At 35.7% G+C, this 12,376-nt stretch carries 11 protein-coding genes; all 11 read right to left on the reverse strand.

Features of this window, described 5'->3' with window-relative positions; translation table 11 throughout:
* Positions 1–4: 4 nt before the first annotated feature.
* Entirely contained in the window at positions 5–727 is a 723-nt protein-coding gene (locus Q0L65_RS05915) for a cell division protein FtsQ (RefSeq protein ID WP_296684418.1), read from the reverse strand.
* Positions 714–2,063 (reverse strand): UDP-N-acetylmuramate--L-alanine ligase, encoded by a 1,350-nt coding sequence (murC, locus tag Q0L65_RS05920; protein ID WP_296684421.1) that lies wholly within the window; start codon positions 2,061–2,063, stop codon positions 714–716. Before murC ends, Q0L65_RS05915 begins: the two co-directional genes overlap by 14 nt.
* A 75-nt stretch (positions 2,064–2,138) precedes the next feature.
* Complete coding sequence (gene murG, locus Q0L65_RS05925; RefSeq protein ID WP_296684423.1) at positions 2,139–3,227, reverse strand: undecaprenyldiphospho-muramoylpentapeptide beta-N-acetylglucosaminyltransferase; 1,089 nt, start codon at positions 3,225–3,227, stop codon at positions 2,139–2,141.
* Positions 3,228–3,237: 10 nt separating this feature from the next.
* Positions 3,238–4,533 (reverse strand): FtsW/RodA/SpoVE family cell cycle protein, encoded by a 1,296-nt coding sequence (locus Q0L65_RS05930; RefSeq protein ID WP_296684424.1) that lies wholly within the window; start codon positions 4,531–4,533, stop codon positions 3,238–3,240.
* 37 nt (positions 4,534–4,570) lie between these two features.
* Positions 4,571–5,905, reverse strand: a complete 1,335-nt coding sequence (gene murD, locus Q0L65_RS05935) for a UDP-N-acetylmuramoyl-L-alanine--D-glutamate ligase (RefSeq protein ID WP_296684426.1) — start codon at positions 5,903–5,905, stop codon at positions 4,571–4,573.
* Positions 5,906–7,135 (reverse strand): phospho-N-acetylmuramoyl-pentapeptide-transferase, encoded by a 1,230-nt coding sequence (gene mraY / locus Q0L65_RS05940; RefSeq protein ID WP_296684428.1) that lies wholly within the window; start codon positions 7,133–7,135, stop codon positions 5,906–5,908.
* Positions 7,136–7,141: 6 nt separating this feature from the next.
* A complete protein-coding gene (locus tag Q0L65_RS05945; protein WP_296684430.1) occupies positions 7,142–8,605 on the reverse strand; it encodes a UDP-N-acetylmuramoyl-L-alanyl-D-glutamate--2,6-diaminopimelate ligase in 1,464 nt (487 codons plus the stop codon).
* Positions 8,602–10,602: a penicillin-binding protein gene (locus Q0L65_RS05950; RefSeq protein WP_296684431.1), complete on the reverse strand. Its 2,001-nt coding sequence runs from the start codon at positions 10,600–10,602 to the stop codon at positions 8,602–8,604. Before Q0L65_RS05950 ends, Q0L65_RS05945 begins: the two co-directional genes overlap by 4 nt.
* Positions 10,593–10,940 (reverse strand): FtsL-like putative cell division protein, encoded by a 348-nt coding sequence (locus Q0L65_RS05955; RefSeq protein ID WP_296684433.1) that lies wholly within the window; start codon positions 10,938–10,940, stop codon positions 10,593–10,595. The genes Q0L65_RS05950 and Q0L65_RS05955 overlap by 10 nt, the downstream gene beginning before the upstream one ends.
* Before the next feature lie 9 nt (positions 10,941–10,949).
* The gene (rsmH, locus tag Q0L65_RS05960) at positions 10,950–11,858 is read right to left on the reverse strand and encodes a 16S rRNA (cytosine(1402)-N(4))-methyltransferase RsmH (RefSeq protein ID WP_296684435.1); all 909 of its coding nucleotides are present in this window, start codon (positions 11,856–11,858) and stop codon (positions 10,950–10,952) included.
* Positions 11,833–12,306 (reverse strand): division/cell wall cluster transcriptional repressor MraZ, encoded by a 474-nt coding sequence (gene mraZ, locus Q0L65_RS05965; RefSeq protein WP_296684437.1) that lies wholly within the window; start codon positions 12,304–12,306, stop codon positions 11,833–11,835. Before mraZ ends, rsmH begins: the two co-directional genes overlap by 26 nt.
* Positions 12,307–12,376: the final 70 nt, after the last annotated feature.

Genomic DNA, 12,376 nt, shown 5'->3' on the forward strand with positions numbered 1-12,376 from the left:
CCTCTTATTTTGTGCAAACTACTTGTTCCGTAAAACGCAGATCAATTTTTTTATATTTATACAACGAACTATCTACAATTGCCTTTTGAAAAAATGCTTTATAATTTCTAATTTTTCGATCCACATTGATGGTTCCTCCGAAATCAATTTGAAAATCAAAATTTCTATTGAGCATTTTTAAGCTACCATTGGGCATAATTTGAATGGCAATGATGTTTTTTTTCAAAAACGCATCGTCATAAATTTTTCGAAATAATTCAGCTAAAGCCTCGCTATTTTTTTTATTTATCACTCCCAAAACGAGGGGAACTCTGGCAGTATAATTGGCCGACAACGGCATTGTATTTCCCTTGTAATCAATATAAAAAGAACGATGACCATCAAAAACTCTTGCTACTGGAGTTTTCTGTTTTACTACTGCTTTTAGCACTCCGTCAATCGTTACAAAAACATCTGATTTTTCAACCATCTGATTTGAATTAACGGCTTTTTCTAATTTATTCAAATCTAATTTATCTTTTCGGATAGCTGAAGCGTCTCGATTATTTTCTATTAACAATTTATTAACCGTTTCCTGTTTAAGAAATGGCTCGTTTTCTCCAACAAAAATGACTTTTGAATTAGTCAATTTCCGATTTCCATTTCGATTTGAAGTAAACGAAAACAAGAAAATCACTAACCCAAACATGAGTAGCAACCGAATAGTTATCCAATTAAATCGTTTCATACAATGCATTTTTTATTGACGGTACCATTTCCCCTAAATCTCCCGCTCCAATGGTTACAATAATTCGAGCATCCGTTGCTAAAATTGTCGGAATCAAATCTTCTTTGGATACCAATTTTTTATCTTCACTTGTCATTTTGTTCATCAACCATTGCGAAGTAATTCCTTCCATTGGCAATTCGCGTGCTGGATATATATCCAATAATACTACTTCATCAAAATTGGATAAACTTTTCGCAAAATCATCTGCAAAATCTTTTGTTCTACTAAATAAATGCGGTTGAAAAATAGCCATCACTTTTTGGTTAGGATACAATTCGCGAACTGCTTGATGTACTGCATTTATTTCTGTTGGATGATGTGCATAATCATCGATATAAACTAAATTTGGCGTTTTGATCTGATACGAAAAACGTCTTCTAATTCCTTTAAATGAAGCTAGCGCTTTTGCAATCGCTTCTGACGAAGTTCCAAAAGTTTTGGCCATAGCCAATGCCATCAAAGCATTCATTAAATTGTGTCTACCTGGCAAACCAAAAGCAATATCGCGTATCGTTTCTGTTGGTGTTTGTACGTCAAAAACATAACTACCATTTCCAACTCTCACATTAAAGGCTTTATACACCGCTTCTTCATTTACCGCACAAGTCACTCCTTCAATTGGCAATTCATTGGTAATAAACAATTGACTTTTATCTTCCACTTTATTGGCAAACTCCACAAACGACGCTTCGATTTCTTCACTTGTTCCATAAATATCTAAATGGTCGGCATCCATAGAAGTGACACAAGCAATATCGGGGTGCAAATGCAAGAACGAACGGTCAAATTCATCCGCTTCAACTACCGTAACTGTCTTTCCAGTTCCAATCAGATTAGAATTATAATTTTCTACAATTCCACCCACAAAAGCAGTGACATCCGCTCCACTTTCAAATAAAATATGACCTAAAATACTCGACGTAGTGGTTTTACCATGTGTTCCTGCTACCGCAAAACAAAAGGTGTCTTTGGTGATAATCCCTAATACTTCTGCACGTTTTTTCACTTCGTAATCGCGCTCTAAAAAATAATTCCATTGCGAGTGTGTTACTGGAACGGCTGGCGTAATAATCACCAAGGTGTTTTCTACATAATAGTCTTTCGAAATTAAATCAATACGGTCTTCAAAATGAATATCGATTCCGCTTGCTATTAATTCATCGGTCAACATCGAAGGCGTTTTATCGTAACCCGAAACATTTTTTCCGATGGTTTTAAAATAACGCGCCAAAGCACTCATCCCGATTCCTCCGATCCCTATAAAAAAGACGTTATGTATTTGATTTAAGTTCATTTTAAATATCAATTTCAAAATTCAATTTCAATTTCAAAACTCAACTTTTATCATTGATTTTTGAAATTGAAATTGTTATTTTATTAGTTTTAGTATCTCTTCTACAATGGCTTTGGTTGCATTTGGCAACGCCAAGTTTTTGATGTTTCGACTCAATTCATCTTGCTTACTTTCATTGGCAACTAAATCCGAAAAAGTCGATTCAAAAGTAGTATCCAACTCGCTTTCGCGTATCAAAATAGCCCCATTTTTATCGGCAACTGATTGAGCATTTTTAGTTTGATGGTCTTCAGCTACATTAGGAGACGGAATAAAAATCACCGGTTTACCCACAATGCACAATTCCGAAACAGAAGAAGCTCCCGCTCTCGAAATCACAATATCTGCCGCAGCATAAACCAAATCCATTCGTTCAATAAACGCCATCACTTGTACGTTTTCTGAATTGTATTTTTGGTACTCTTCAAAATACAATTTTCCGCATTGCCAAAGCAATTGTACTTTTTGCGAAGCGAAAAATTCCAATTCTTTTTCAATCAACTGATTCACGCGACGCGCACCCAAGCTTCCACCCAAAATTAAAATGGTCTTTTTATTGGGGTCTAAATTAAAATGGGATATTCCTTCGGCTCTTTTACCATCAATTGCAATCAAGTCTTGACGCACCGGATTGCCTGTTAAAACAATTTTCTCTTTAGGAAAAAAGCGCTCTAATTTTTCGTAAGCAACACAAATTGCATTCGCTTTTTTGCTCAATAATTTATTAGTAATTCCTGGATAGGAATTTTGCTCTTGGATTACAGTAGGTATGCCTGCACTATTGGCCATTTGCAATAAAGGGCCGCTCGCAAAACCTCCTGTACCAATTACCACATCTGGTTTGAATTGTTTTATAATTTGTCTTGATTTCAACAAACTGCTCAATAGTTTTACTGGGAACAACGCATTGTCAAAAGTCAGTCGTCTTTGCAAGCCTGCAATCCAAAGTCCTTTTATTGGATACCCTGCCTGAGGCACTTTTTGCATTTCCATTTTATCCTGCGCACCAACGAAAAGAATGTCAGCATCAGGAAAACGAGATTTCAATTCATTAGCGATAGCAATTGCTGGATAAATATGCCCTCCTGTTCCTCCTCCGCTTAATATGAATTTATATGTTCTCATGGTAAATTTGCTATTTATTTATAACGGCATCCATCGGATTTCTTGAACTATCTTGAATGGAGTAATTGCCTGTTTCTGTATGCTGTTCGTCTGCTTCTAATTGTTGGTCTATTAATTTTTGAAGTGCTTCCTCACGTTTGGCAGCTTCTTTTTGTTCTTGTTCGATTTCTTCTTCTTTCTTGGTCACATTGATAATAATTCCAAGTGCAAAACAAGTCATCCAAATGGAACTACCTCCACTACTTATCAGAGGTAAAGTTTGTCCTGTAACTGGTAATAAATCCACTGCCACTGCCATATTAATTAAGGCCTGAAATATCAATGGAAACCCTAAACTAATGACGACGAGTTTTCCAAAGAGGGTATTGGCTTTATGTGCTGCAATTACAAATCGGAAGAGTAATAAAAGATACAAGCCTAAAACTCCAAGCCCTCCTATCAGTCCATATTCTTCAATAATAATGGCGAAAATAAAATCGGAAGAAGACTGGGGTAAAAAGTGTCTTTGTACGCTTTTTCCAGGACCTACTCCTGTAAGATTCCCAGATGCAATTGCGGTTTTTGCCGCATTAATTTGATATTCATCTTCGCCGGGTTTATCTGAACTGAAATTCTCAATTCTACTAATCCATGTATCTACCCTACTAAAGAATTTTGAATCCGGAAATGTTTTTGCTAATACGTAGAAAATTGCTAAACCTATTATTGCCATTCCAATAATAAAACCGATATATTTTAGTTGGTATTTACCAATGAAAGCCACCATCACCACCATAGCAAACATCAAGGCGGTAGTTGAAAAGTTGGCTGGTAATATTAAAGCCAATGTAATAAATACAGGGAGCCACAGTTCTAATAAAGAAGCCTGAAATGTTATTGGTGTTTCTCTGGATTTGGACAAATAACGCGCTACATAAATATACAATATGATGGAGGCAATAGACGAAGTTTGGAATGAAATTCCGATGAACGGCACTTGCAACCAACGACTAGCATTAGCTCCTCCAATATGTGTTCCTTTAAAAAGGGTGAGCGCTAACAGTCCCCAAACAAAAGGCAATCCGATTCGGGAAATAACTCTAAAATAGTGAAACGGCACTTTGTGAACTAAGTAAATAATCATGAAACCCATTCCTAAATGCGCCAAATGTTTTACTAAATAGCCTAACGTATTTCCATCTCCACCACGACCAAAAGCTAAATTAGTACTGGCGCTAAAAACAGGCATAAAGGAAAACAAAGCCAATAAAGCCAAGAACGACCAAATTACCTTATCTCCTTTTAGATTGCTTAATAGCTGTTTCATTTTCATATCGCCTAAAGTCTAATTGTTAGCTGTACTTTTATAAATTATACACTGCTTGTTTGAATTGTCTTCCTCTGTCTTCGTAGTTTTCAAATAAATCGAAACTTGCACAAGCTGGCGACAATAAAACAGTATCTCCTTTTTCGGTCATGCGTTGTGCCATACGAACTGCGTCAGTCATATTGTCCACTTCTATCATTACATCAACTACATTCCCAAAAGCATCAATGATTTTTTTATTATCCACACCAAGACAGATAATTCCTTTTACTTTTTCGTGAACCAAAGACATCAATTCGTTGTAATCATTTCCTTTATCAACACCCCCAACAATCCAAACTGTTGGCGTAGTCATACTATCCAAAGCAAAGAAAGAAGCATTCACATTAGTGGCTTTAGAATCGTTGATGTATTGCACATTCTGGATTTTCAAAACTTTTTCTAAACGGTGTTCTACACCTTGGAAATTAGACAAGCTTTCTCTAATGGTTGCGTTTCTAATTTGCATTAATTTGGCCACAGAAGTTGCCGCCATAGCATTCTTCATATTGTGCTTTCCTTCTAATGCAATTGATTCTGTTTCCATTGAAAATTCTTCGTGATTCATCATCTTTACTTCCATTTTATTATTTTTTATAAAGGCCCCTTCAGTGACAACTTGGTTCAATGAAAAAGGAATTAATTTTGCTTTTGTTATATTCTTTGTTAACCAATTGGCTATAGCTTCGTCTTCGGCATCATAAATCAAATAATCTTCTTCGGTTTGATTCATTGTGATTCTAAACTTGGAATCGATGTAATTTTCATACTTGTAATCGTAACGATCCAAATGATCTGGACTAATATTCGTTATGATGGCGATGTGCGGCTTGTAATTAATAATTCCGTCCAATTGAAAACTACTCAACTCTAAGACATAGGAATCAAAATCATTATCGGCTACCTGCCAAGCAAAACTTTTTCCGATGTTTCCTCCCAATCCTACATTCAATCCTGCTGATTTGAGCAAATGATAGGTCAACATCGTAGTAGTTGTTTTACCGTTACTTCCTGTAATTCCTATCGTAACCGCTTTGGTAAAAGGAGCGGCAAACTCAATTTCTGAAATTACCTTGATTCCTTTTTCGATTAGCTTTTTCACTATGGGTGATTTATCCGGAATTCCAGGGCTTTTCATCACCACATCGGCATTCAAAATCAAAGATTCTGTATGCGTTTCCTCTTCCCAAGCTATTGCATTATGATTAAGAACTTCTTTGTAATTTTCTTTTATCTTTCCAAAATCGGACACAAAAACTTCATATCCTTTTTTCTTTCCCAGAATGGCTGTCCCCACTCCGCTTTCGCCTCCTCCTAAAACAACTAATCTCATCTATCGTAGTTTTAAAGTCACAATGGACAAAATGGCCAACATAATTGCTACAATCCAAAATCGGGTAACAATCTTACTTTCGTGATACCCTTTTTTCTGATAATGGTGATGCAAAGGCGACATCAAAAATATTCTTCGGCCTTCGCCAAAACGTTTCTTGGTGTATTTGAAATAAGCTACTTGAATCACAACCGATAGATTCTCGGCTAAGAAAATTCCACATAACAAAGGGATTAGCATTTCTTTACGAACTGCAATGGCCAATACTGCTATGATTCCTCCAATAGTTAAACTTCCTGTATCTCCCATAAAAACGGATGCCGGATAGGAATTGTACCAAAGAAACCCAATCAATGCCCCAACAAAAGCAGAAATAAATACCGTCATTTCCCCTGAATTTGGGATGTACATAATGTTCAAATAATTCGAGAAAATGATGTTTCCAGAAAGGAAGGTGAAAATCCCTAAAGCCAAAACAGATACCGCTGAAGTTCCTGCTGCCAATCCGTCAATACCATCTGTAAGATTCGCACCGTTAGACACTGCCGTAATAATAAAAATTACTACCGGAATAAAGATTAGCCAAGCCCAATTTTGATAACCTTCGCCAGTCCAAGCCAATACTTCGGCATAATCAAATTCATTATTCTTAAAAAACGGAATGGTTGTAGCAGTTGATTTTACTTCTATAGGTGCTTGAGCAATTACATTTTCAGTTGTTTGTTTAATCACAGGGGAATCCCCCACATTTTCACGTACTGTAACTGCTGGGCTAAAATAAAGTACTGAACCCACAATTAGTCCTAAACCTACTTGACCAATTACTTTGAAAATACCTTTTAAACCTTGTTTGTCTTTCTTGAAAATTTTGATATAATCGTCAATAAAACCAATCGTTCCCATCCACAAAGTGGTCACAATGAGCAATACGATATAAATGTTATGCAATTTGGCAAACAATACAACAGGCAATAAAGTAGCAAAAATGATAATCAAACCACCCATAGTTGGCGTTCCTGCTTTTTCATTTTGTCCTGCCAAACCTAATTCACGAACCGTTTCACCTACTTGTTGATTGCGCAAAAAATTAATAATTCTTTTCCCGTAAATAGTAGACAATAGTAACGACAAAATAAAAGCTAGGCCTGATCTAAACGTAATGTATTGGAAAACTCCCGCTCCTGATACATTTAAAGTTTTGTCTAAATATTCAAATAAGTAATACAGCATAATCTTCTATTTATGGAGTTGTTCTAATAGTTCTTTTACAATTTTCATATCGTCAAAATCATGGCGGACACCATTGATTTCTTGGTACGTTTCATGGCCTTTCCCAGCGATTAAAATAATATCATTAGGCTGAGCCAATTGACAAGCAGTTTTAATCGCTTGTTTTCTATCGGTAATCGATAAAATTCTTTTAAAATTTTGCGGTGCAACTCCTTGTTCCATTTCGCTAATAATTACTTCTGCATCCTCATTTCTAGGATTGTCCGAAGTCAAAATTGCTTTATCGCTCAAGTCTGATGCGATACCTCCCATTACTGGACGTTTCGCTTTATCTCGATTTCCTCCACAGCCCACAACGGTTATCAATTGTTCGTTTTTGGTACGGATATCATTAATCGTTTTCAACACATTCTCCAAAGCATCTGGCGTATGTGCATAATCGACAATTGCTGTGATATTCGCAGCCGAAACAATGTATTGAAAACGTCCTGAAACACTTTCTAACTCCGATAATAAGCGAAGGGCTTCTAAACTTTCCATTCCTAATTCAATTGCCGTTCCGTAGATAGCTAATAAATTATACGCATTAAAAGTCCCTATCAATTTTACCCAAACCTCATTCCCATTAATCTTCAATAACAAACCAGACAACTGACTCTCTAAAATTTGCGCTTTATAATCCGCATACGATTTCAGAGCATACGTACATTTTTTAGCTACTGTATTTTGTAATAAAACAGGTCCGTTTTTATCGTCTATGTTGGATAAAGCAAAAGCTGTTTTTGGCAAATGATCAAAAAATGATTTTTTAACATCTCTATATTCCGCAAACGTAGCGTGGTAGTCCAAATGGTCGTGCGACAAATTGGTAAACACCCCTCCAACAAAATGCAAGGCTTCTGTACGTTTTTGATGAATTCCATGCGAACTCACTTCCATAAAACAGTACTCCACTCCAGCATCAAACATTTCAGCCAAATAATGATTAATGGTAATAGAATCCGGCGTAGTATGTGTGGCTTTGTATTCGACCTCATCCACCATAATTTTTACGGTAGAAAGTAAGCCTACTTTGTATCCCGCTTTTTTATACAATTGATACAATAAAGAAGCAATTGTAGTCTTACCATTAGTTCCCGTTACTCCAACCAATTGTAATTTTTGTGACGGGTTATCAAAATAATTGGCTGCCATAATTGCCAAAGCTGTATTGGTATCTTTTACCTGTATATAAGTAATTCCCTCAACAATCGTTTCTGGAAGTGTATCACAAACTATGGCAGTAGCTCCCAATTCGATTGCTTTCGCAATAAAATCATGACCATCAGAAATAGTACCTCGAATGGCTACAAAAACATCATTTTGTTCCATTTTTCTGGAATCAAAATCGATTTTACCAATAGCAATTTCCGTCGAACCTTTTACTGCCTCGATAGCTACTTTATATAATATGTCTTTCAGGATGCTCACGATAATTCTAATACTATGGTTGTGTTCTTTGCTATATTCTGACCGGCTTGAAGGGATTGTTTTTTAACCTTACCAAACCCTTTTATTTTCACTCTAATCCCCAAATTTTCCAATAAGGCTACTGCATCCATTCCCGACATTCCTTTTACATTTGGAATTAAGTTTTGTTTCTTTTGAGATTGATTGTAATAAGCAGCATAATCCAACTCTTGTTTTGAAATTTTCTTATCTATTTTTCTAATCTCGTTGGTAGATGGCGCATCTGTAAATATTTTTTGAGCAATACGTTTAAATACCGGTCCCGCCACGTCTGCACCATAATAATTATTATGAGCAGTATTGGGCCTATGCACCATAACTATACAGGTATATTGTGGTTTATTTGCAGGAAAATAACCAACAAATGAAGACGCATAGTACATTCCAGAGCCTGATTTGTTTCCGTAATTCATTTGTGCAGTTCCAGTTTTTCCTGCCATTGGAAATTCTTTAGTATATAAGGATTTTGCAGTTCCTCTTTTTACTACATTTTCTAATATTGCGCGAACTTTTTTCAATGTCTCTGGCGAACAAACTCTAGGATTGATTACTTGAGGTTCAATTTTTTTAATTGTAGTATTCCATTTTTTGATTTCAGAAACTAATTGTGGTTTTACCATCACCCCATTATTTGCAACTGAATTATAGTAGGTCAAGGTTTGCATAGGAGTAATATTAATCCCATATCCAAACGCCATCCATGGGAGTGAAATTTTAGACCAACCCGCTTGTCCTGGTTTTGGGATTATTGGAGATGCTTCTCCTTTTAATTCTAATCCGATTTTTTTATCCAAGCCCCAATCCTCAATATGTTTAATAAATTTTGAAGGATTGTTTTTGTAATTATTATAAACCGATTGAACCATTACCGTATTTGACGAAACTTCAAATCCATGCCCTAAAGAAACCCTTCCTAAACCATGGTGTGAATCTTCAACTGGTTTTCCATATATTCTAATTAGTCCACCATTAGCATCAAAAACAGTACTTGTATCAGCCACTTTATCTTCCAAAACAGCCATTAAATCAACTAGTTTAAATGTAGATCCAGGATCATGAGCTTCAGTAATAGCGTAATTTTGAGTTTCATAATACGTCCCATCTGTAGCTCTTCCTAGATTAGAAATCGCTTTAATACGACCTGTTTTAGTTTCCATTACCACAACGCAACCATGTTCAGCCTCGTACTCTTCTAATTGTTTCAATAAAGCATGATGTGCAATATCTTGAATGAACACATCAATAGTAGAAATTACATCATAACCGTCTATTGGATCCACTTCATTAAGGTCTCGAATAGGCTTCCATTGCCCTTTAGCGATTTTTTGTTTTAAAATCTTACCGTCTTTACCATTCAAATACTTTCTGTACGCCCATTCAATCCCTTTTCCATCAGGAGTACCGTCAGGTTTAACTCTCTCATAACCAATAGTTCTTTCGGCAATTTTACCAATTGGATATTCTCTAACTGTTTTCTGACCTACAATAATACCTCCTTTATTAGCCCCTTCTTTGAACAAAGGGAAACCTTTAATTTTAACATAATCGGTATAACTCAAATTTCGAGCTATTAAAAAGTACCTGTTCTTTTTAGCTCTAGCTTTTCTTAATTCATTTTCATAAAAATGAGAAGGCTTCCCTAAAAGATAAGCCAAAGAATCTGCCAATGAGTCCACCGCTCTTTGGAATAATTCTGTTTTTGGAACTACCGCATCAAAACGAATTTCATAATTTGGAATAGAGGTAGCTAATAGACTTCCGTCAGCCGAATAAATATTTCCTTTATTAGCATGAATAGTGAAGTTTTGAACCGTTCTTTCTTTCGCTAACTTTCTGTAATGAGTTCCTTCTACCCACTGTATATTGGTCAACTTTACAACAATAGCACACGCCATGACAAACATTGCGAAAGCCACAAGATAAATTCTATACGAGATATTTTTATCGTCTACTGCCATAATTTATTGAAAAATCCTTTTTCTTCTTCTTTCTTTACTTTTATTTTGACTGGAGGAACCGTAGATGGTTTTAATTGTCTTGCTTCCATTTTTTGAGCTACAGTAGACTCCATTTTTAATTTCATTAGTTCTGAACGTCTATCTACAAATTCTGAACGCAACTCTTTTACCTCATTCGTTAGCTCTGCAATTCTAAAAACCTTTTGCTCGTAACTTTGTGTGTTAGCAATCATAACAATCGCTAGCAGGATAATAAACACAATAAAACGCCAATTTTTAATTGCATCTTCGTCAAGTAGAAATCGCGCTTTTAATATGCCATACACTCCTTTTTTCATTTGAACTAATTATATTTTTTCAGCAATTCGCAACTTGGCACTTCTCGCTCTATTATTCTCTTTAATCTGCTCGTTATTCGGGACAATTAATTTTCCAATCGTTTTAAATGGAACCGAAAAATTTCCGAAAAAATCACGTTCTGGCTCTCCTTCAAACATTCCGTTTTTAATAAACCGTTTTACCAATCTATCTTCAAGTGAATGATACGAGATAATACTCAATCGCCCTCCTGGTTTCAATATTTCCAATGATTGTTCTAAAAATTCCTTCAAAACATCCATTTCTTGGTTGACTTCTATTCGAATTGCCTGATACATTTGAGCCAAAATTTTATGGCTTTTATGCGCCGGTAAAAAACGACTTAACACTTGTTTTAACTGTTCCGTATTGCGAATTGGAGCTTTTTCTCTTGCTTCCAAAATCACCCTTGCAATAGCAGGTGCATTTTTTAACTCTCCATAATCCAAGAAAACCCTGCGTAAATTGTCTTCATCGTATTCATTCACCACTCGGTAAGCACTCAAATCATTCTTTTGACTCATTCTCATATCCAACTCCGCATCGAATCGAGTTGAAAATCCTCTTTCAGCTACATCAAATTGATGAGAAGAAACCCCCAAGTCACCCAGAACCCCATCAACCTCTTTAACATTATGAAAACGCAAAAAGCGTTTGATAAATCTGAAATTCTCATTAATAAGAACAAAACGATCATCTTGTAAGGCATTTATCAAAGCATCTTCATCTTGATCAAAAGCAAACAATTTACCATTTGACCCCAGCCTGCGCAAGATTTCTCTGGAATGACCTCCTCCACCAAAAGTAACATCAACATAAATCCCATCCGGTTTAATATTCAAACCATCCACCGATTCGTGAAGCAAAACAGGATTATGATATTCCATTCTCGTCGTCATTTACATTACCCATTACATCCTCTGCCAAATCAGCGAAATCAATATCCTCACCGTTTATTGATTTTTCATACAACTCTTTATCCCAGATTTCAACAATATTGACTGCCGAAGAAAAAACTACATCTTTTGAAATACTAGCAAAACCAACTAAATCTTTAGGCACTAGCAATCTTCCTAAAGCATCAATTTCAACCACTTTAACCCCCGCAGTAAAACGACGAATAAAGTCATTGTTCTTTTTAACAAAACGGTTCAACTTATTGATCTTCTGCATCATTCCATTCCATTCTTGCATTGGATACAATTCCAAACAAGGTTGAAAAACAGAACGTTTCAATACAAAACCTTCTTGCAACGAGGAAGCCAATTGCTTTTTCAAAGGAGAAGGCATCAAAACCCTTCCTTTTGCATCCACTTTACATTCGTATGTCCCAACTATTGTATTCAAGAAATTTTATTTAAATGATATTAAGCAAAAATATAAAATATTTTACCACATTTTACCACAATATACCACT

Origin of the sequence: Flavobacterium sp. (assembly GCF_024642105.1) — a bacterium.
GTDB lineage: Bacteria > Bacteroidota > Bacteroidia > Flavobacteriales > Flavobacteriaceae > Flavobacterium.